Origin of the sequence: Candidatus Laterigemmans baculatus (assembly GCF_010367455.1) — a bacterium.
Classification (GTDB): Bacteria; Planctomycetota; Planctomycetia; order Pirellulales; family Pirellulaceae; genus Laterigemmans; species Laterigemmans baculatus.
The window spans coordinates 22811-43129 of record NZ_WRPR01000031.1; the positions used below are offsets into that span (position 1 = coordinate 22811).

The window sequence follows — 20319 nt, forward strand, 5'->3', positions numbered from 1 at the left end:
CGGATTGTCGCGGTGATTCGTTAAAATACACTGGAAAGCGGCCCGCCGGATCCCGGCGGATCCCTTCCCTGCGCCCCCCCGCTTCCCGATCGGCACCGATCGCACCACTTGTCCGGGGCATCGCTTCAACTTTTGAGATGAGACTTGAACCCTTGGTAGCCAGCTCTAACGGATCGGTCGGGCGACGGATTTTGGTCGTGGACGATAACGTCGGCGCGGCAAAGATGCTGGCGATGCTTCTGAAGCGGCTCGGGCCGCACGAAGTGGAAACGGCCCACGATGGGCCGAGCACGCTGGAAAAGGCCGAGGAATTCAAACCCAACCTCGTCCTGCTCGACATCGGCTTGCCGCGGATGGACGGGTTGGCCGTCGCCACCGAGCTGCGGAAGCGAGCCCACTTCGCCGATACCCTGCTCGCCGCCCTGACCGGCTTCGGGCAAGAGGAAGATCGGCAGCGGTCGAAAGAAGCCGGCTTCGACGAGCATCTGATCAAGCCGGTCGACGTCGATACGCTCCGGCAACTGCTCGAACATCCCAAGCTGTCTAGCTAAAACCCGAGCAGCTGTTTGCCGACCACCAGCCACACGGGGATCGTGAGGATTCCGGTCAACGACGTCCCGAGCACGGCGCGGAGCGCGGTGCCGGTGTCCTGGTTGTAGAGCAGCACCAGGACGATCGGGAAGGTCGCCGCGGGCATCGCCGCCTGCAGCAGCACGACTTGCTGCAAATCGACGGGGATTGCCGCGAAGAGGGCGAAGGCCATCAGCGCCGCGGGGATCAGCAGCTGCCGCAGCGCCACGGCGGCCACGATGGTGCTGAGGTTCTCTCCCCACCGCACCAGCCGCACGTAGTCGAGGATGATCGCGCCGCTGAGCACCAGCCCGAGCGGGATCGCGCACTGGCCGAGCGAATCGGTCAACTGCATCACCGGACCAGGGACCTCGTCGGCCCAACCGAACTGGCGAATCAGAATCGCGAGGACGACGGCCAGCAGCGGTGGAGAGAGCACCGCCCGCGTCCACTGCTTGGTGAAGTGACCGGAAACGATCATCACGCCGACGCTCCAGAGGGCGACGTCGACGCCCACGTTGTGGAGCATCAAGGTGACCACCGCTTCGGGGTAGAAATACTCGGCCAGCGGAAACGGGATGTAGCCATAGTTGCAGATCCCGACGCAGAGCGCAAAGGCCCGTTGGCTCGCCGGGTCGCGGAGCCCGATCCATGGCCCCAGCCCCCAAGCGACCAACCCGGCCACCGCAAAACCGCCACAGGTCGAGAGGAACCCGACCGTCGGCGGCAGCCAGCTCTCGGCGAACGAATCAAACTGGTCGCTGGCGACGATCCGAGAGAAGAAGAATGCCGGAATCAACACGTTCGCCGTCAGGTTGGCGAGCGATTTGTCCGACTCATTGGTCAACCAGTTCAGCCGCCGCCCCAGCGCCCCGACGACCATCACGAGGAACACGCCGAGAACTCGAGAGGTAATGGGCCACAGGTCGGACATGGAGAGCGTCGGGAGTCTGAGAGGCGTGGAGCGCGATGCTTGTGGCTTCGGCGTGGGCCACGGCCGCCGGTAAATAATGCATCTCGATGCGATGCTGGGCGGGGCCCGCCGCGGCCGTATCGACCTGCAGCGTAGCCATCTCCCAGCGACGGTCGAAAGGGGACTGGAGGACCGCGACCGTTTGCACTTTGTCGAAAAAGGTAAGGCTGGTTTTGCGACTGACCATCCCGCTGCGAAAGAAAACCATCGGCCCGCTGCGGGCATACTCGAGCGAGCGGGCGTAACGCACTGCGAACAGCAGCAGTGCCGGAAGGACCGCCAGCCCCACCAGACCGCCCCACGGCCAACTCAGCGCCGCTCCCACGCAGCCGATCACCAGGGCCCGCAGCACCGCGACGCCGCCGAGCCGCCGCACGGCCCGCGGCGCGGTCGAACGCCAGCAAATCGCCGCTGGCTGATAGACCAAGCCCTCGCGGAGCTCCGGCAGAATCGTCTCCGCATCGGAGAGCTTAAGGACCGGCACGAACCATCGCCGAGCGACCGTCTCGGCGGCATCTTCTTCCTTCGTGCCGCCGCCGCTGGCCGTCTCGATCCGAATCGTTGCCAGCCCAAAAATCCGCCCCAGCAGCGTCTGCTGGACGCTGATGAACTGAATCCGGTGCCGCGGGACGGTCGCCGAAACCCGCGTGAACAAGCCGCAGGAGATCCGCAGATCTTCGCCGTACCGCTGCAGGGAATAAGCGTGAAAGCGGAACACAAACCAACCCGCCGAGGCCATCCGCAGCAGAACCAGCACCGCCACAGCCGCCGAGATCGTCACGACCGTCGTCTCGGCGACCGACAGCCCCCGCGGCAACCACTGCTCGACTTGCTGAAAATCAATCTGCCGCTCCAGATCGAACTGGAAGATCACCCCGATCAGCAGCGGAATCAGGAGCAACCCGCGATTGGAAAGCAACCCCGCCAAAATCAACCGCCGGCTGCCGATGCGATAGCTCCACTCGGGCGAAGCGGCCACCGCCCCGCGACGCGCTGCAGCTGGCTCCGCGGCCGCAGGACTCGACGGCTGGTGTGCGTCCTGAGCCGCTGCGCGAGGTGCAGCCGGTAGGTCCGATCCACCGGCAGGCTGGCCCCCACTCAGCGACGGGCCCCCACTCAGCGACGGGCCCTCCGCAGCCGCGTGGGGAGCCGCGTGGGGAGCCGCGTGGGGAGCCGCGTGGGGAGCGGCGGCAAAGATGGCGGCCCGCAGCCGCGCGACGTCGGCCAGCGAGAGGACGCGGAGCTTGGCCTCGAGGTCGCTGCCGCCGGCCGTTTCGACGCGGACTTCCGCGACGCCAAACGCATGGTGCAGAGGGTTCTGCAGCAAGTCGATGTTTTGGATCCGGGCGGCCGGGACCGTGCGGTGGCGGCGAAACAGCAACCCGTCGCTGATTCGCAACTCGCCGCCGAGCAACTGGTACCGGAGGGTCAAAAAACGCAGCAGCGCCCGGGCGGCGGTCATCGCGACCCCGGCCGTGGCGATGAACAGCGCGTAGCGATTGCCCGAGCTGGCCATGAACACCGCCAGCAGCGCAGCGACCACAAACTGGCGGAGCGTCGAGAGCAATTCGAACAGAATGCTGCTCGGGTGCAGCCACTGCGGCGCCTGCAGGGCGTCGACGAGCTGGGCATCGACGAGTTGGGCCTCGACGCCTTCGGCCTCGACGAGCCGGGCGACGAAGATCGGCTCGGTTTCGGGTAGCTGGATTTTGGGCGGCTCGGGTCGCGGCTTCTCCTCGGCCGCGCCGCTGGGCTCATCAGACGCCATCGCTCGCCTCGCGCCGGCCGATCAGGGCATCGCGGAGCTCGCAGGCGGTGGTGAACGCGAGCCCGCCGAGTTCGACCGAAGCGTTCTGCGTCCCTGCGGTGTAGACGATGAGTTTGCCAATGTCGAACGAGCGTTCGAGCGGCCCTTGAGCCACGTCGGTGTGCTGGACGCGGGCATGCGGGACGGTAATCCGCCGCCGCCAGAGGATTCCGCGGCGGATTTCAAACCCGGCATCGCTGAGTTGGTAGAACGTGTGGCGGTAGTTGAGCGCGGGGTGCCAATGTGCGGCCCATATGAGAACGGCGGCGAGGAGGCCGTAAGCTGCGAGCACCAGCCCCAGCAACACCGGGCTCGGCGAGCTGAGCAGCAGGAAGCTAAGGATCGCGACCGCGCCGGCGACGAGCACCACGGCGGCGAAGATCCAACCGGCAATTCGCTCCGCCGTCACCGATTGCGGGGCCACTTGCTGCCAGCGGTCGGCCTCCTCGCGCGGGACCCCGCTCGGTTCCCCGCTCCCTTCCCTACTCCCTTCTCCGCTCGCTTCATGGCTCAAAGCTGAACTCCGCCGGTGGTGACCCAGAATGCGACCAGCATGCAGAGCCAGATCGCGTCGAGAAAATGCCAGTACATGGCGGAAAAATCGATTGCCCAGTAGCGTTCGTGGTCGTAGCGGCCGATCGCCGCACGGGAGGCCACCAGAGCCAGCGCGATGACGCCTCCGGCCACGTGCAAGCCGTGCAGCACGGCCAGCACGATCACCATCCCAAAGACCCCTTTGTGCGGCGTCGCTGTGAACTCGGGTTTGCTCATCATCTCCCACATCGCGAACATTTGCAGCGCCATGAACGCCAATGCGGCGACGACGGAACCGGCGAGCAGGAGCACCAACCGCCGCCGCTGTTCGCGACGCACCGCCCGCGTCGCCACGTGCAGCACGCCGCTGATCGCGAGCAACAAGGCGGTGCTGAGTAGGAACGTCGCCGGCAGCGGCTCGAGCGTCTGCGGTTCTCCACGCCGGGCCACTGCATACAGGACGTAGATCAGGATGCTGCCGAGGAAAAACATCAGCAGCGACGTGAGAAACAGCAAGCCTCCCTGCTGGGCGCGGCGATCCGAGGCGAGTGCGAGCGGCCGAGTCGTCATGGCGAACGCTGGTGAAATCCAAGGAACCAAAGAACCATCGTCGCCTTTCGCTCCGCGAAAGTAGCGCAGTCTTCGCTGCTTTCGCGGAGCGAAAGGCGACAATGCTCCGTTACTTTCGCGGAGCGAAAGGCGACTATGAGAAAAACCGCATGCGGGCAGCCCCCGAAAACGGCTCAGGTGGTAAACCTCGCAGCTCTATGCCATGATTCTCGACCGTCGCAAAGCATCCGTCGAGGACGGCCGGCAAGCGAATCGCATTTCGAGAGCGTGGATTTGCGAGTATGACAGTTCCTCTACCAGCTTACCTGCAGAGTCGGAACGCGTGATTTCCATCCGACCGTTCCAGAATATCGATGTCCCCGCCGTCTGCCGCCTGTGGAATGCCCACCGCGCGGAGCTGCAGCTGTCAGCGGATCTGTCACCGCTGACCCTCGAAGTGGCGGTGCTCAGCCGACCCTTTTTCGATTCGCGGCAGCTGCTGATTGCTCGCGAAGGAAAGGCGGCGCTCGGTTTCGTGCACTGGATGTTCGCCGCGGAGACTCCGGACAAAGCGGTCGTCGCGAACTTGGCGGTCCCGGCGGGGAGCCGCCGCGAGGAAGTTGCCGAGCGACTCCTCCAAGCGGCGACCGAAGCGGCCGCGGCCGACGGAGCCAAAACGATCGCGCTCGGCCAGGCTCCCGACGACTGGACCGGTTACGCGGGGGCGGCGGTGCATGGGCTCGGCGGCGGAATCCCCGAATGCGACGCGGCGGTCGCTCGGTGGGCCAAGCAGGCCGGGTTCACCCCCTCGCGGCAGCTGCTCAACTTCCTGCTCAACACGACGACCTACCGCCCGGCCTACGACCGCGAACTGCTCACGCTGCGGCGATCGGTCACGGTCGAGCATCGCCAGGAAGTCACCGACCTCCCGTTCCGCTTGGCCGCCTCGCTCAGCCATCTGCAGCTCCACCGGTTCGTCGCCCACCGGCGGAGCGGAGAGAGCATCGCCGAGGTCGATCTGATGCTCGGGGACCCGGAGATGCTGATCGTCACCAGCGGAATCGCGCTGCTCATCCGCTGGACCACGCTGCCGGCGACGCCGAGCCCTGCCAATGCGTCGGCTGGTCCCGCTCCCGAGCTGCGGTTTGTGTTGGCCACCGCCATCGGTCAACTGATCGGCGAACGGATCACCCGCATCGAAGCCACCGTTGACGCCGCCGATACCGCCTCGACCGCGCTGCTCGAGCAAGCGGGCTTCACGCTCGACCACCGCGGAACGATCTTCAGCCGCTCGCTCTAAAGCAGCATCAGCCGCCACGCGCTAGCGTCCGGTTGTCGCGGCGTTTTCGGGAACCGGGGGCTAGCGCCCGGCGGCTGATGAATAATCCGGGCTAGCCCGGCGGCTGATGCATGCACTTTTCTACGGCGTAGCGGCGGAGGGGCGAGCGGCGATCAGGCGGTCGAGCTCTTGCCGCAGCTGGGGGAGGATCTCGTCGTAGGTGAAGCTCCCGACGACTTCGGTGCCCCGTTTGAGGTTGACCCGATTGGGGCCGCACCACAGGCCGAGGTCGGCGTCGTCGGTCTCGCCTGGGCCGTTCACGCGGCAGCCCATCACGGCGATCGTGATCGCGTGGTCGCGGGCGTAGTCGGCCATCTCTTTGACGTTCGCTGCCAAGTCGACGAAGGCCTCGTTTTCGACCCGCGAGCAGCTCGGACAGCTGATGATGTTCAGCTTGTCGGGCTGGAAACGCACGACGCTCCGCACGCGGCCAGCGGCGATGTCTTCGAGAATCTCGCGGCCGGCGGCGATCTCTTCGGGTTTGCGGGGGTTGGGGACGGTCAGCGAGACGCGCAGCGTGTCGCCAATCCCTTGGCTGATCAATTGCTCGAACGCCACCCGGGTTTTGATAATCCCTTCGGGAGGCAGCCCCGCTTCGGTGACGCCCAAGTGGAGCGGGACGTCGGGCCGCTCGGCGGCGAAGCGGCGGTTGACTTCAACGACCTTCCGTGGATCGCTGTCCTTGAGCGAGACGACGTAGCGGTGGAACCCCAGCGAGTCGAGGAACTCGCAGTGCTCCAGGGCGCTCTCGAGCATCGGCGTGATCGAATCGCTCGGGTCGTATTTTTCTTTCTTGGCCGGATCGACGCTTCCGCAGTTCACCCCGATGCGGATCGCGCAGTCATGGTCCACGGCACACTGGACGATGAACCGCACCTTATCCTGCCACGGCCGATCCTTCTGGTGGTGGTAGAGATGCCCCGGGTTGTAGCGGATCTTGTCGACGTGGGGGGCGACCAGGGCCGCGAGCCGAAAGTTCTCTTGCAAGTCGACCGCCAGATTGGCCGTGGTCCGCTGGCGAATTTCCGCCAAGGCCGCCGCATCTTTCTCGCTATCGACGGCGATCCGCACGACGCCCGCCCCCGCCTCGCGGAGCGCTTCGGCTTGCTCGGCGGTCGCGGCGACATCCTGAGTCTTGGTCGCCGTCATGCTCTGCACGGCGATCGGGTGCCCGCCGCCGACGGTGATCCCGCCGATGGCGACCGTGCGGGTGGGATTCCGCCGGATGTTTGTGTTGCTGTTGTTCGTGTTGCTGATGTTCGTTTCGCTACCGCCACGCACCTGCAGTTCCTCCGAAGCTGGGCCGTCCGTTACTTGCTTCCTATTCTATGGCCCGACCAGAGATCGAACGATGGGAGCTGCGTTCCTAAAGAGTCGCGTTGCTGAATAAATTGCTCCATCCGTTCCCGATCGTTCAGCAAACAATCGACGACTTCGGCGTCCCACTGCTGGCCGCGGCCTTCGCGAAAGATTTTTTCGACCCTCGCGAGCGGCATCCCCGTGCGGTAGGGCCGGTCGCTGGACATGGCGTCAAACGCATCGGCGACGGCGAGGATCCGAGCCATGTGCGGAATTTCCTCGCCGGCCAAGCCGTCGGGATAGCCGCGGCCGTCCCACGACTCGTGGTGATGGCGGACCCCCGGGAGAATCGGCTCGAACTGACGGATTCCATGGAGGATTCCATAGCCGAGCACGGGGTGTTTTTTCATCTGATCGAACTCCTCGTCGGTCAGCCGCCCCGGTTTTCCAAGGATCGCGTCGGGAACGCCAATCTTGCCGATGTCGTGCAGCAGTCCCGCCATCCGCACCGTTTCGCGGGCGTGGGTGTCATAGCCGAGATCGTCGGCCAGCATTTCGGCTAGCTGGGAGACGCGGTTGCTGTGGCCGCAGGTGTAGGGATCCTTGGCGTCGACGGCTGAAACCAGCGAGAGCACCGTCCCGGCAAACATGCTCCGCATCTCGGCGAACTGGTCGTCGATCGCCAAGTGGGCCTGCAGAATGCTCGCGACCGACTGCATCAATTGAACTTCGATCGTTCCCAACTCGGCTCCACTCGGCGAGCCGATCGCCAGCATTCGGCTGCTGCTACGTAGCCCCCCCTCGAGCCTCACCGAGATTGCTCGGTCGATCTCGGGAGCCGAACGGAGGGCGTAGTTGGCCACCACGGCTTCCTCGCTGCCCAGCTCTTCAGCGATTCGCCGCAGCAGCGCGCCGTCCATCGGTTCGCCGGCTTGGACCACATCAACTGCCGAGCCGACCCGGCTGTTTTGCTCGAGCCAGACGATTGCCACGGTTTCCACCGGAAGGCAGACCGCCAGCTTCCGCAGGGTGTCGCGGCACAGGGTGTTGCGATCGCCCACCGAGTCGAGATTGCAGGCGAGGTTGTGAATCAGGTTCAGCTCTTCGAAGGTCTGCGCCAATTGACCGCTCAGCTGGTCGATCTCCGCTTCCATCTGCTGGATCAGGGGCGCGGCCTCGTAAACCGCCGGCTGAGCGAAGATCAAGTCCGGAGAGACCGCCCCTGCATGGGCATGGGATGCGAAGTTGAGGGCCTGCAGAGATGTCACGGTGCACGTTCCTGGAAGAGTCGGGGAAAGAGCGCTGCCCAAAAACTACGCCGCGACTTCCCCTCCCGCTCTCAAAACGGTCCGTGAGATACCTCTTTCGAACCAAAATTCCCGGTAGCCGAGGTCAAGCTCTGGCAGTTGTGCGGGATGTGCGGGGACACGATTCACGAAAACTTGTCGCGGCTTTCCCGCAACCGCTGACTGACCCGTCGCAAAATCGTCCGCTCCGCCATCGAGAGCGACCCATAGCCCTCGCGGTGGAGCCGCTCGAGAACCGCGTCGAGCCGCATCGCATCGACCGCTTCTTCCCGCTCGGCCCGCTGCACGCGGCGGATCCGCCACCGGCCCCACCAGGAAAGTCGCCGGCGCTTCCGCTTCGCATCCGCTCCCGATGAACGAGTCGCCTGGGAAGGGGAAGCTGGGAGAGGGGAAGCTGGGAGGGAAGCAGGCGAGCTGCTCCCGAGCACCCGGCCGCGACCGGACCAAACCAGGATCGAGAGCGCGATCAGAATCGGCCAAAGGGGCAAAAAGAATCCCACCGGCCAGAACGCCCCACCCGCCGCCGCCCCGCCGGTCTCCTGTTGCCATTGCCAAGCGGCAACGGCGGCCAACAGAACCGCCACAACTCCCTGCAAGCGATCGACTTGCCGCTGGACGATTTGCGGCTGGACGGTAGCGGACGGAGCGCGATCGCTCGGCCGCAGCGTGTGCCACTGCTCCACGAGGCCGCAGAGGATCTGGCGTCCGGCGGTGCCGGGAAGCGGGAGTCCCGTCAGCGTCGCCTGTGTCAGCCACACCCAGGCAGCGACGCGGAAGGCCGAGCCGAGCCCACCGTCTCCCGACAAGTGGGCCGATCCCCAGAAAGTCCGTGGAGCGTCCTCGGGGGCCAGCAGCAGAGCGGCTGCGGCCGCAAGCAGCCCTGCGACCAGGATCGCGAGCGTCGGTCCAGCCGCCAAGGCTAACCGCGGGCTTCCGACCAGCACCGGCGAAGCCCCCGCCCGCTGCGAAGCCCCCGCCCGCTGCAAAGTCCCCGCCCGCTGCGAAGCCCCCGCCCGTGGGTCCTTCAACCGCAGTGCGATCGCCGACACGCCCCGGTAGCCGATGGCCGTCAGCGTCAACTGCTCGGGGCGACGGTGCAGTCGCCGGCTGATCATGATCCACAGCCCGGCTTGGACCAATGAGCCCACACCGGCGGCGAGCAACAGCAGCACAGCGAGATTCGGCAGATCCCCGTCCCCAGGCCGCCCCCGCAGCCACCACGCACCGCCGAGGACCACGACCACCAGCGCTGGCCAGCTCCAGCCGATCAGCAGCCGTACCGATCGCCAGTGGCCGACGATGATCCCTTCAAGCCTCGCGGCTCCCCCTGCCGGGGCGACCGCCAATCCCGCGGCTCCTTCGCCGGAGTGCCGCTGTGGAGGCTGCCGATCGGGCCCGGAATCGTCTGCAGCATTGGGCGGAGGATGAAAATTCAAGGGAACCCACTCGAGCAGTATTCTGACAATGCCTGGGCTTGATTTTACGTTGCCTGCGGCGGCTTGGTTTGTCTCCAATTTCTATTTCCGTTTTTTCGAAGTTTTGCTAAAGATGCGGCAGCGGGCCTGGATTGGCCCCCGGGGAGGGACCCGACGAAAGCATCGAAAGGACGCGATGAAGATGAATCGCTTTGGTATTCGCTTGGCCGCTGGTTTGGCCGTGATCACGCTCGGTTGCTTGGGGATCTTCCAGGCCCAACGCAGCTCGCAGAGCGTCGTCGAAGAGCCCTGGGACGATGCGCCCGTCCCGGCCGCGATCGAACCTCCGACTCCGCTCCAACTGGAGAACGCGGCCGCTCCGGTCGATCTTCAAACGCCGCAACTGGCCGAAGCGAGTGCCGCCGATGCCGAACTGCTGGTCCGTGGCAACGATCGCGGCAGCGACCCGGCTGCCGATGGTCCCTCGAACGGATTTAATTTCGGTCCGCTCGACGAACCGGCCCCCGCGGCAGGAGTCACGCCCGCCGCTGCCAGTGAAATGGACATGGGCAGTGCAATGGGCATGGGCAGTGCAAGGGACAGGGGCAGTGAAGTGGCGTCAGCTGGCCCCGACGCGGCTGCCGTAGGCCCTGGTGGCGTCCAGTTGGCGGCGCATGATGAGCCCGCCGCGTCAGGTCCGGCCAGCGATTTCGCCTTCCCGCAACCGCTCGCTCCCGCCGCTCCGGCGAGCCAAGCCGGCCCCTCCACCGCCGAGCAATTTGCTGCCGAACCGATCACCGAGGAACCGATCACCGAGGAACCGCTAGCCGCCGAAGCGCAAGCGGAAGCGTCGGCCCCCGAGGAACTGGCCCCCGAGGAGTTGGCCCCCGAGGCGTTGGCCCCTGACGCAGCCATGGGCCCTGCCGCAGCGGCCCCTCCTGCCACGCTGCAGATGCCCACGATGACGTTCGACGGCAGCGGCGACGAGGCTCTGGACGGCGGTTCGCTGGACGCTGAAGCTGGCAATGAAGCCGCCAGTGGCGTGACGATCGGCGAGATCGAGAGCGGTCCGGCGGGCTCGCCGCTGCAGATGCCCCAGCCGCTCGAGCCCCTTCCGGCCGACGCTCAAGCCCTCGACACCGAATCTGCAAACCCTCTGCCCGAGGAGCCCGCTGCCGCCGGGCCGGCAGACCCTGCGGCCACTCCCGCAACCGCGTCGGCCCCGAATTCGTCGGCCTTCAATTCGTCGGCTGCACCCCAGACGATCACACCTCCCGCGGTCACACCTCCCGCGGTCACTGCTCAGCCGCGGATGTCGCAGCCTTCTGGTGCCGCTTCGAGCATGGCGGCGGCTTCGGGAGCCGCGGCGCTGCAGACGGTCAGCCCGAGTGAAGTGTTGGCCGAGCCGGGGGAACGGCGGCTCGAGGGAGCTCAAACGCCGAGCGTCGTGATCCACAAACGGGCGCCGGAAGAAGTCCGCGTCGGCAGGCCGTCGGATTTTGTGATCCAAGTCAAGAACGTCGGCACGGTCGCTGCGCTCGACGTCCGCGTCTTCGATTCGGTCCCGCAGGGCATGCAGTTGGTGGAGGTCGTTCCCCAGGCGGCTGAAGTCGACGGGCTGCTGTGCTGGCAGATCGGCGACCTGGAGCCGGGAGGTGAGCGAACGGTGACGATGCGGTTGATTCCGGAGGTCGAAGGAGAGCTGGGAAGTGTGGCTCGGGTCACGTTCGAAGCGGCCGCCTCGGTTCGCACGATCGCCACCCGTCCGCAGCTGAAGCTCGTGCAGCGGGCGCCGGAAGAGGTGCTGATCGGTCAGCAGGTGGAGATCGAAGTCGAGCTGTCGAACGTGGGCAGCGGGACGGCCTCGGGCGTGATGCTGCAGGCGGATCTTCCCGAAGGGCTGGAGCATCCGATGGGACGTCAGCTAGACAACTTGATCGGGGCAATGCCCCCGGGCGACGTCCGCCGCCAGATTCTCCGCTTGCGAGCGACGGCGCCAGGCATGCTGCAGAACGCGATTCGGCTGGTCGGCGAAGATGGAGTCGTGGCCGAGAGCACGGTCGACATCGAGGTCGTTTCGCCGGCGCTCGAAGTCGCGCTCGATGGTCCCTCGCTGCGGTACTTGGAACGCCAGACGACCTACAACGTGCAAGTCGCCAACTCGGGAACCGCCAACGCATCGGAAGTCGACATCGTGGCCTATCTCGACCGGGGACTGAAGTTCGTCAGCACCGAATTCGAAGGCCAATACGACCCCAACCAGCACGCCGTCTTTTGGAGTTTGGCGGAATTGCCGGCCGGTCAGAGGGGCGAAGTTCCGCTGACCCTGCTGCCGGTCGAAGCGGGCAAGCACAACGTTCGTCTCGAAGCCAAAGCCGACCTGGGGATCGCTGCGGCGAGCGCGAAAGAGCTGGCGATCGAAACGCTCGCCGAGCTCAGTTTCTCGATCGCCGATGATCAGGATCCGATCGAGACGGGGACCGAGACGACCTACGAGATCCGGGTCCAGAACACCGGCTCCCGCGACGATGGGAACGTTCAGCTGAAAGTCCAGCTGCCGGCTGGGATGGAGCTGATCAGCGCCGATCCGCAAGCCGGGACCGACGGCCGGGGATTGGTCGTGTTCCAGCCCATCGCGCGGATCGATGCCAAGGGAGAACAAGTCTTCCGCGTGCGGGTCCGTGGAGCGAGTGCCGATACGCACGTGATCCAAGCGTCGCTGACGAGCAACCAATCCCCCAAGCCGGTCACCAAGGAAGAGAGCACGACGGTCTACTCCGACCGGTAGAGTGGTCTTCCACCTTGCCCTCCCCCCGGGAGGGTGCCGTTCGGCCTTCTTGAGCCGTAGGCGCTAGCCTCGGGCCTCGCAGCCTTGTATTTCCGCCGCAGAACCCGCGGCTAGCGCCGTCGGCTCAGGGTTTACTCGTCGCCGAGCGAGATGCTGACGCCACCGAAGGGCACGATGCCGTAGACCCCTTCGGTGAAGACTTGCCGGACGAAGTTGTCGAACAGCCGAATCGGGGCTGGCGGAACGACCACCACGTCGCCGTCGCGAAGCCAAATTTCGTCCGACGGCGTGGGGCGTTTGCCGAGCAGTGCCCCGCGGAGGTCGAGCATCGTGGAAACGATCCGCCAGTCTTCAGCGCGGCGGAAAATCACCACTTGCCGGAGGTTGGCTCCCGGCAGCCAGCCGCCGGCCGAAGCGATCCCGGCGGTGACCGTGGTGGGACCGTCGAGCTCGATCCGTGAGGGGACGCCGACCTCGCCGATCACGTACACGTAATGCGGGGCTTGCTCGGTGAGGATCGGCTCGACCTCGATTCCCACGACGCGCTCGTTGTAAGCCAAGTTGATTTCGCGTTTGACCTCGTCGAGCGAAAGCCCCTGCACTCGGACCGAGCCGATCACCGGCAGGCGGATCGTGCCGTCGGGAGTGACCGTGACAGTGATCGCTTGCTGCGTCAGACCGCTCGCTCCACCGACCGCGTTGCGAATATCCTCGGCCAACGTGTTGGTCCGGATCGGCGTCACGTCGACCGCCGGTTCGGGGTAGAACCGCGTGTAGCGTTCTTCGAGCAGCTCGCGGAGCTGCGTGATCGTCAGACCAGCCGCGTGGACTTGGCCGAGCAGCCGCACGGTGATGGTCCCGTCGGGCTGAATCCTCAGCCCGTTTTCAAAGGTGCCCCGCGTTAACTCCTCGTCGGCGACCGACTCGATCAGCACCTCGTCGCCTACCATCAGGCGGTACGAGCCGTTGATCTGCCGCCGGGTGAGCAGATAGATCAGCTGCAACTGGTCGCCCGGCCGCAGTCGGTACTCGGCCAAGTGGGAGAGCCGCGGTGGACCGGCGTATTCGCCTGGACCAAACTGCTGAAAATCCATCGGCCGCATGTCTTCCCAGCGGCCTTCCGCTCCCGCCGACCACGCACAGTCGACACCCTGCAGGCAGGGGCTACAACCGTTCCCGCAAGTTCCGTGAGGCAGCTCGGCCGCAGGCAATATGGCTGCCGGAAAAGGGGCTGCCGGAAAAGGGGCTGCATGCAAAGGGGCGGGAGGAACTGCGGCAGGAGGGGCGATCGATTCGAAGTCCTCCGGCGACTGGGGAGCCGGGGTCGCGTTTCCTACGGCCGCCGCCGCAGGCAGGACGTGCGAAACGGGGACCGCTCTCGAGAGCTGGGGCACTCCCAACTGCGCTTGCTGGGCCGTGGTGGTTTGGGGGCACCAAGCCAGAGCGACCGCCGCGGCGACCAGTAACCATGAGCTGCGCATCGCTGCCGAACCTCTCTAAAGCTCTAAAGCGGTAATCCGTTATCGCCGTACGCTCAGTACTCAGTACTCACTTCCACAAATTCCGCATCCCTGCGGCGACGCGCTCTAAGACACTGTAGGTGCCATCGGCGGCTGGTTGAGCCTCAGCCGGCGGCGCCCCGCTCCGCTCGGCGCCCCCCGGGTGCCGGTTCTCGGGCGGAGCCTTCTCGGCTGGGGCCAACGGTTCTCGCGAGGGAGGCCGGGGGGCTGTGGAGCCGCTGGTCGGCGGCTGGACCGGAGGCGAAATCGCGGCGAACTGGCTGGGTTCGACTTGAACGATTTGGGGGCCGTGCGATGGGGCCGTGCCGCTGACGCTCGGCAGCATCGCGATCAGCGTCTGAGCGGTCGCGGTGCGGCCGGCCAGCCGATGCGTTTCAATCAGATTCCGCAGCGCGGGCTCGTTCGGTTGCAACTCCAGGCTTCGCTCAAGTGCCCACTGGGCTTCCTCGAGCAGCCCCAGCCGCATCGCGCGATAACCGAGTTCGTTGCTCACCAGCGGATGGTTCGGGTCAACGCCGACGGCCGCGCGAAGGCAAGTCAGCGATACCGACTCGGCCAGCGCCCCGTGGCATTCGCCGTGGGCCAGTTCGATCCGCGAGAGCCACAGCAGAATCGTTGCCGTCTCTCGCCGACCGGCGGCGGCACGCGTCAGCGCCTCGCGAGCATAATCGAGGTAGACGTCGGCTGCCGCGAAGGGGGTCAGCGTGTCGAAGCGGCAGTCGTGCAGCACCGGCGTCTGATGGGACTGGACCATCCGCTGCAGTTCCTCGGGGCCGGCATGGCCGTAGCGACCGACCAGATCTCCGGCCTCGCGGATCGCAGTGATCGCCTGCTCGAGCGCCGCGGTCGCAGCGTTGCTTCCCGTCTGCAGGTCGGCTGCGGCGGCTGAGGTGCGCAGCGCTTCGAGGATCGATTCGCGGGCCGAGCGGTACGCGCCGCGGCGGAAGGCCAGCTCACCCTCCTGCGTCAGCCGCTCCGACTGCCGCTGCAAGTGAACCACCGTCGTCGACTCGACCAGCGGATTGGGTGGCGGTTGCCGGAGCGAGCCCGAATCACGATGGAGGATCGTGCGGCTCGCCAGTCGCGCCAACTGCTGACGGTCGGGAAACGCCGGTGCGGCAGCGTCAGCCGCCGCTGCCGTTTGCGAAGCGGGGGGCAAACGCTGGGGCTGACCGCGCGAAGGCTGCCCACTCGCCGTGCCGAGGGGGAGCGGCGGGCGAGCATCTTGGGCCAGCGCTCCGGCAGAACCGCTCAGAGCCAGCGCTGCGGCCAGTGCGATCCGCCGGAGCGAGCCGGTGCGGCCGACGCGCGAGCTGCCGGAAGTGCTGCGGCGGGCGGCACTGCCTCGGTGAGCGGCGGTCGAGAATCGGTCATCCATGACAGATTGCGGGTAAGGAGCCTGCCGTGATCGCTGAGGTGCATCGGCACTCAGTCCATGCGACGGTTGCAACCTCAGCCATCGGAATCTGGGCCGTCAGCCAGTGATCGAAACCGACCGATCGGCAGCGTGGCCGCCACGGACCCACCCCCCAATGAGCACAGCCCGCAAAATCGTTCACTGCGCGAGGCGGCCCATAAAAAAACCACGCTGGGATTTCCAGCGTGGTTGGCGTGCTTCGCTTGGGGGAGCTCAGGCGGCTTACCGCGAGCTGGCCGACTCGTGATCCGCGTCGGCATTGTCCTCTTCGTTGTCGTCGTCGTCCTCGGAGGTGGCGCCTTGGCGGATCGGCCGCGTCGGGCGGGCTTCGTCGTCGTCGCGCCCGAGGTCGGCGTACATCGTCTGGATCAAGTCCATCGGACGCGGATCGACCGACAGGCCGGCGGCCCGGAAGATCGCATCGATCGCTTCTTGAGCTTTGTTGACGATCGATTCGCGGGTTTGCCCCTTCGCCTTGGCGGCCGAAGCCGAGGGAACGACCGGGCCCTTGTAGGTGTTCGCCGCCAGCCAGCGGACGATCGAGACCTGGTCGATCGTTCCGTCGACCGTGGGGACTTCGCGGTCAGCCGCTTTGGCTTCTGCTGCCGAAACGTCGCCGGGCAGCTCGGCCAAGCGGACGGCGACGACGCGGGCCGGATCGAGTTCACGGAGCTGCTCGAGCGTTCCGCCGCCGACGTGCCAGTGCCAGCTGTCGATCACGAACCCGACGTTGCTGGCCGAGACGCTCTTGAGCAGCGCCACGAAACCTTCGACGTTGCGAACGAACTCGAACTTCTTCCCTTCAGCCGCTTCGCGCGCCGCCGAGAAGGCCACCCCGAGCTTGATCTCCTTGGCCGCCAGGACTTCGCCGATCTGGTTCAAGCGATCGCGGACCTGATCGAAGAACTCCGGATAGGCCATCCGGTCGGTCCCCGCCGGGAGATTCAGGAACGCCCGCTTGGCTTCCAGCTGCGAAGCGACGTCGGACAACGGGTGGAGCGTGGCGAGCTGGGTTTTGAACTTCTCGTCATCGGCGTCCAAGTTGATGTCGGCGTTGAAGCCGCCGACGATGATCTCGGCCGCGCGGAGGTACTTCGAAGCGTCCTCAAAGTCAGTCCGCTGGCTGCGCTTGACCATGTCGGTCATGTCGACGTCGATGCCGCGGAAGCCGTAGGTCAAAGCCAGTTCGATCAATTCGCTCTGCCGGCCCGAGATGCCCAGCAGCGGTGCGGAGAAGTTTTTGTACACGTCCGCGGTCTCCTATGTTAAATACGCTCGACGAGGTGCCCGCGGATCGCGAGCTCGTGGATCCATCGCCTGTAAGTGTCCGATCGCTCAGAATCGAGTGAGTATCGCACACGGGGGGAAATTCCGCCAAGGGGGAATCGAGGCCCGTTTTCGTGCCTCCACCGAGCGCGGCTGAGGCGGCGGTCGGTGAGTCTGGTCCGAGAGTTGCTCTCGCAATGCTTTCATTCCCCAATGCCGCGCGTGTCGGCGGGGAATCATGAGCCATCCGGCACGCACCCCCTTTTCTGAGCAATGAGATCCAACATGTTGTACTACGCTTTGATCTTCTTCATCATCGCCCTGATTGCCACCGCGCTCGGATTCGGAGCCCTCGGCGGCATGGCGGCAAGCATCGCCAAATTCCTGGCGATCGTGTTCATCATCCTGTTCGTGGTGAGCCTGATCTTCGGCCGCCGCGCCCGGGTCTAACGAGCGCGGATGCGTTCTTGCTCCACGGAGTCCGCCCAAATTCAGCCGCAAAAAAATCAGCCGCCGGGCGCTAGCCCCCGGTTTCCCCAAAAACGCTGGGGAAACCGGACGCTAGCGCGTGGCGGCTGATAGGGAGGGTGACGGGCTAAGAGCCGACAACTGGGGCCAAAACGACTATTATCAGCCGGTGTTTTGATTGCGGCAGTTGAGCCGCGACCTCATCGGATCGAATAACGTCGATGGTAGCTTCGGGTGTCGGTGGAGAGGGGGCGATCGAGCTGATCGCGACCTGTGGCTTTGGGCTCGAAGCGGTCGTCCGCCGCGAACTCGAACAGCTCGGCTACGCGGCCCGCGTCGGTGCTCCCGGACACTTGCAGTTCGAGGGAGACGCGGCCGCGATCTGCCGCGCGAACCTGTGGCTGCGGTCGGCCGATCGGGTGCTGGTCGTGGTCGGCTCGTTCGAGGCGAGTGACTTCGACGCGCTGTTCGAGTCGACGCGTCAGTGCGGCTGGGAACGCTGGCTCGCCCCCGATGCCGCTTTTCCCGTGAGCGGGCACAGCGTTCATTCCCAATTGTCGAGCGTCCCGGCCTGCCAGCGGGCAGTCAAGAAAGCGATCGTCAGCCGCTTGCAGAGCGTCTATGGCGGAGTCGAATTGGCGGAGACCGGCCCGGCCTATCAAGTGCATCTGGGATTGGTCAACAACCGCGCCCTGCTGACGCTCGACACGACCGGCCCGAGTCTCCACCGCCGCGGATACCGCCAGTGGAAGAGTCGTCACCCGCTGAAGGAATCGCTGGCCGCGGCCCTTGTCCAGCTTAGCTTTTGGAGCCCGGGGCGACCCCTGATCGATCCGTTTTGTGGCAGCGGCACGATTCTGATCGAAGCGGCGCTCCTCGGTCGCAATTTAGCTCCCGGACGCCACCGCAGCTTCGCCTCCGAAGGGTGGCCGCAAATTCCGGAATCTCTCTGGCGAGCCGCTCGGACGGAAGCGGACGATTTGCAGCAGCCCGAGCTGAGCGAACGCATCCTGGGAATGGACATCGACGAGCATGTTCTGAAGGCAGCACGCCACCACGCGGAGCTCGCCGGTGTCGCCGCGTCGATCCACTTCCAGCCATCCCCGTTCGCGAGGCTGACCAGCAAGCGACGCTACGGGTGCATCCTCACCAATCCGCCCTCGGGAAATTCGCGAGAGACCGAAGCTCTCTACCGCTCGATCCCCGAAGTGCTTCGCAAACTGCCCACCTGGTCGCACTTTTTCCTGACCGACTTTCCCGAATTCGAGAAGCTCGTCGGCCGTGCCGCCGATCGGCGACGCAAGCTCTACCACGGTCGCGTCCAGCACACCTTCTATCAGTTCTTTGGCCCTAAGCCCCCCGCCGCTCAGCAGCCCCCAACGGAGCAGCCACTAACGGAGCAGCCTCCAGTCGAGCAGCCTCCAGTCGAGCAGCCTCCAATCGAGCAGCCAACTCCGCCGCACCCCGCTGACCGCGCTCCGCGACAACCGATGCCGGCAGCCTTTGGCGAACTGACTCCCAAGGCACGCGAGCAAGCCGAGTTGTTTCACCGCCGGCTGGTCAAACGCAGCAAGCACTTGCGGCGGTGGCCCACGCGTCAGGGCATCACCTGCTTTCGGCTCTACGAGCGGGACATCCCGGAGATCCCCTTGGTCGTCGATCGCTACGAGGATTATCTGCACATCACCGAGTACGAGCGGCCGCACGATCGCGATCCGGCGCTGCACGCCAACTGGCTCGATCTGATGGCCCGCACTGCGGCCAAAGCGGTCGAGATTCCGCCGAAGCAGGTGTTTCTCAAACGCCGTTCACGGCAACGGGGCGACACCCAGCATCAGCGGGTTGCGGAGCAGCATCACGAGGTCCTGGTCCAGGAGGGAGGGCTCCGCTTCTGGGTGAATCTTTCGGACTACGTCGATACCGGATTGTTCCTCGACCACCGGATCACCCGGTCGCTGGTCCGCGATGAAGCGAAAGGCAAGCGGTTTTTGAACCTGTTCGCCTACACCGGGGCCTTTACCGTTTACGCGGCCGATGGGGCGGCGGCGGAGACGACCACCGTGGATTGGTCGAAGGCTTACCTCGAGTGGGCGCAGCGGAACATGGAAACGAACAAGTTCGTCGGCCAGCAGCACCGCTTCGTCCGCTCCGACGCGGCGACGTTTCTCAGCACGCTCGATCCGGACGCCCAGTTCGATCTGGCCGTCGTCGATCCGCCGACCTTTTCCAACAGCAAGCGGACCGACCAGGACTGGGACGTGCAGACGGGCTACGTGCAATTGCTGAACGATCTGCTCGAGCGGATGTCTTCGGGCGGCGTGATTTACTTCTCGAACAACTTTCGCCGCTTCAAATTCGATCCCGAAGCGATTCACGCGGGCGCGATCCACGAGATCAGTAAGCAGACGGTTCCGCCGGATTACCGCAACCGCCGGATCCACCGCTGCTGGCGAATCGTCGCCGACTGACGTCCATGAAAGAAGCCGGCGATTTCTCGCCGGCTTCGCGTCAAATTTGTGGTTTAAACTTCGTTCGCTCAGACAGGGCGGACGTTCTCAGCTCGCGGTCCCTTGGGACCTTGCCCGGGGTTGTAAGAGACCCGCTGGCCCTCCCGCAGTTCTTCGTAGGAGACGCCTTCGAGGGCCGACATGTGGAAGAACATGTCGCTCGCGGTTCCGGTGTCAATGAAACCGAAACCTTTGTCCGTCAACCGTTTGATCGTGCCTTCTGCCATCGTACCGCTTCAAAAAAGATGCTTCTTCGAGACCCAGAGTTTGCCAAATGGCGGTGATCTCGTTGCCGAAGTCTAGCGGGGTCGATTCGGGTGTCAACGAAATTCCGGGGCGAATTCTCACTTTTGGGGGGGAGGTTCGTTCGCTGGATCTTCTTTGCGGCGTCCCATGAGCCGTAGCCGCTAGGCCCTGTCAGTACAGAGCCTAGCTGGACAGCGCCACTTTGGATTGGTTCGGAGCAGGACGGCTCGCAGAAAAATCGTTTAACGGCAAGCCGAAGGCGACTGCTTTTTAAAACACAGTCGCCTTCGGCTTGCCGTTAAACGACTTGGTAG

At 65.3% G+C, this 20319-nt stretch carries 16 protein-coding genes; 5 read left to right on the forward strand and 11 right to left on the reverse strand.

Annotated elements, in window-relative coordinates:
• Positions 1-197: 197 nt before the first annotated feature.
• On the forward strand, positions 198-551 hold the full coding sequence (locus GNK13_RS06670) for a response regulator (RefSeq protein ID WP_203545343.1): 354 nt from the start codon (positions 198-200) through the stop codon (positions 549-551).
• On the opposite strand, the gene GNK13_RS06675 is transcribed toward GNK13_RS06670, so the two are convergent.
• Genes GNK13_RS06675 through GNK13_RS06690 form a run of 4 tightly spaced genes read right to left on the reverse strand, consistent with a single transcriptional unit; the run spans position 548 to position 4454 of the window.
• Complete coding sequence (locus tag GNK13_RS06675) at positions 548-1465, reverse strand: AEC family transporter (RefSeq protein WP_235934859.1); 918 nt, start codon at positions 1463-1465, stop codon at positions 548-550. The genes GNK13_RS06670 and GNK13_RS06675 overlap by 4 nt on opposite strands.
• A complete protein-coding gene (locus tag GNK13_RS06680) occupies positions 1407-3311 on the reverse strand; it encodes a PH domain-containing protein (RefSeq protein ID WP_164101733.1) in 1905 nt (634 codons plus the stop codon). The genes GNK13_RS06675 and GNK13_RS06680 overlap by 59 nt, the downstream gene beginning before the upstream one ends.
• Positions 3301-3864 carry a PH domain-containing protein gene (locus GNK13_RS06685; RefSeq protein ID WP_164101734.1) on the reverse strand — a complete coding sequence of 188 codons (564 nt, stop codon included), beginning with the start codon at positions 3862-3864 and terminating at the stop codon, positions 3301-3303. Before GNK13_RS06685 ends, GNK13_RS06680 begins: the two co-directional genes overlap by 11 nt.
• Entirely contained in the window at positions 3861-4454 is a 594-nt protein-coding gene (locus tag GNK13_RS06690; protein WP_164101735.1) for a cytochrome c oxidase subunit 3, read from the reverse strand. Before GNK13_RS06690 ends, GNK13_RS06685 begins: the two co-directional genes overlap by 4 nt.
• A gap of 322 nt (positions 4455-4776) precedes the next feature.
• On the opposite strand from GNK13_RS06690, the gene GNK13_RS06695 reads away from it, so the two are divergent.
• Positions 4777-5733: a hypothetical protein gene (locus GNK13_RS06695; RefSeq protein WP_164101736.1), complete on the forward strand. Its 957-nt coding sequence runs from the start codon at positions 4777-4779 to the stop codon at positions 5731-5733.
• A 120-nt stretch (positions 5734-5853) separates the two neighbouring features.
• Here the strand turns inward: GNK13_RS06695 and ispG are convergent, their stop codons facing one another.
• The 3 genes from ispG to GNK13_RS06710 all read right to left on the reverse strand — a co-directional run bounded on the left by ispG (position 5854) and on the right by GNK13_RS06710 (position 9814).
• Positions 5854-6999, reverse strand: coding sequence for a (E)-4-hydroxy-3-methylbut-2-enyl-diphosphate synthase (ispG, locus tag GNK13_RS06700; protein ID WP_164101745.1), 1146 nt, complete (start codon positions 6997-6999; stop codon positions 5854-5856).
• Between the two features lie 83 nt (positions 7000-7082).
• A complete protein-coding gene (locus GNK13_RS06705; protein WP_164101737.1) occupies positions 7083-8339 on the reverse strand; it encodes an HD-GYP domain-containing protein in 1257 nt (418 codons plus the stop codon).
• A 164-nt stretch (positions 8340-8503) separates the two neighbouring features.
• A complete protein-coding gene (locus tag GNK13_RS06710) occupies positions 8504-9814 on the reverse strand; it encodes a hypothetical protein (RefSeq protein ID WP_164101738.1) in 1311 nt (436 codons plus the stop codon).
• 175 nt (positions 9815-9989) lie between these two features.
• Here GNK13_RS06710 and GNK13_RS06715 point away from each other — a divergent pair, with 175 nt between their 5' ends.
• Positions 9990-12581, forward strand: a complete 2592-nt coding sequence (locus tag GNK13_RS06715; protein ID WP_164101739.1) for a DUF11 domain-containing protein — start codon at positions 9990-9992, stop codon at positions 12579-12581.
• A 131-nt stretch (positions 12582-12712) separates the two neighbouring features.
• On the opposite strand, the gene GNK13_RS06720 is transcribed toward GNK13_RS06715, so the two are convergent.
• The 3 genes from GNK13_RS06720 to GNK13_RS06730 form a co-directional block, all read right to left on the reverse strand.
• Positions 12713-14062 (reverse strand): polysaccharide biosynthesis/export family protein, encoded by a 1350-nt coding sequence (locus GNK13_RS06720; protein ID WP_203328962.1) that lies wholly within the window; start codon positions 14060-14062, stop codon positions 12713-12715.
• A gap of 67 nt (positions 14063-14129) precedes the next feature.
• Positions 14130-15479, reverse strand: coding sequence for a hypothetical protein (locus GNK13_RS06725; RefSeq protein WP_164101740.1), 1350 nt, complete (start codon positions 15477-15479; stop codon positions 14130-14132).
• A 261-nt stretch (positions 15480-15740) separates the two neighbouring features.
• Positions 15741-16766, reverse strand: coding sequence for a sugar phosphate isomerase/epimerase family protein (locus tag GNK13_RS06730; protein ID WP_164101741.1), 1026 nt, complete (start codon positions 16764-16766; stop codon positions 15741-15743).
• A gap of 303 nt (positions 16767-17069) precedes the next feature.
• Between GNK13_RS06730 and GNK13_RS06735 the strand changes: the two genes are divergently transcribed.
• Both GNK13_RS06735 and rlmKL read left to right on the forward strand, forming a co-directional pair.
• Positions 17070-17234: a DUF1328 domain-containing protein gene (locus tag GNK13_RS06735; protein ID WP_164101747.1), complete on the forward strand. Its 165-nt coding sequence runs from the start codon at positions 17070-17072 to the stop codon at positions 17232-17234.
• Between the two features lie 239 nt (positions 17235-17473).
• Positions 17474-19720 (forward strand): bifunctional 23S rRNA (guanine(2069)-N(7))-methyltransferase RlmK/23S rRNA (guanine(2445)-N(2))-methyltransferase RlmL, encoded by a 2247-nt coding sequence (gene rlmKL / locus GNK13_RS06740; protein WP_164101742.1) that lies wholly within the window; start codon positions 17474-17476, stop codon positions 19718-19720.
• Between the two features lie 68 nt (positions 19721-19788).
• Here rlmKL and GNK13_RS06745 read toward each other — a convergent pair whose 3' ends face one another.
• Positions 19789-19986, reverse strand: a complete 198-nt coding sequence (locus tag GNK13_RS06745; protein WP_164101743.1) for a cold-shock protein — start codon at positions 19984-19986, stop codon at positions 19789-19791.
• Positions 19987-20319 lie beyond the last annotated feature (333 nt).

What these genes read in the sequence shown, in the direction of transcription:
- GNK13_RS06680 (WP_164101733.1), bottom strand. Translation starts at nt 3,311, where the DNA reads ATGGCGTCTGATGAGCCCAGCGGCGCGGCCGAGGAGAAGCCGCGACCC.
- GNK13_RS06690 (WP_164101735.1), bottom strand. Translation starts at nt 4,454, where the DNA reads ATGACGACTCGGCCGCTCGCACTCGCCTCGGATCGCCGCGCCCAGCAG.
- GNK13_RS06715 (WP_164101739.1), top strand. Translation starts at nt 9,990, where the DNA reads ATGAAGATGAATCGCTTTGGTATTCGCTTGGCCGCTGGTTTGGCCGTG.
- GNK13_RS06720 (WP_203328962.1), bottom strand. Translation starts at nt 14,062, where the DNA reads ATGCGCAGCTCATGGTTACTGGTCGCCGCGGCGGTCGCTCTGGCTTGG.
- GNK13_RS06725 (WP_164101740.1), bottom strand. Translation starts at nt 15,479, where the DNA reads ATGGATGACCGATTCTCGACCGCCGCTCACCGAGGCAGTGCCGCCCGC.
- GNK13_RS06735 (WP_164101747.1), top strand. Translation starts at nt 17,070, where the DNA reads ATGTTGTACTACGCTTTGATCTTCTTCATCATCGCCCTGATTGCCACC.
- rlmKL (WP_164101742.1), top strand. Translation starts at nt 17,474, where the DNA reads ATGGTAGCTTCGGGTGTCGGTGGAGAGGGGGCGATCGAGCTGATCGCG.
- GNK13_RS06745 (WP_164101743.1), bottom strand. Translation starts at nt 19,986, where the DNA reads ATGGCAGAAGGCACGATCAAACGGTTGACGGACAAAGGTTTCGGTTTC.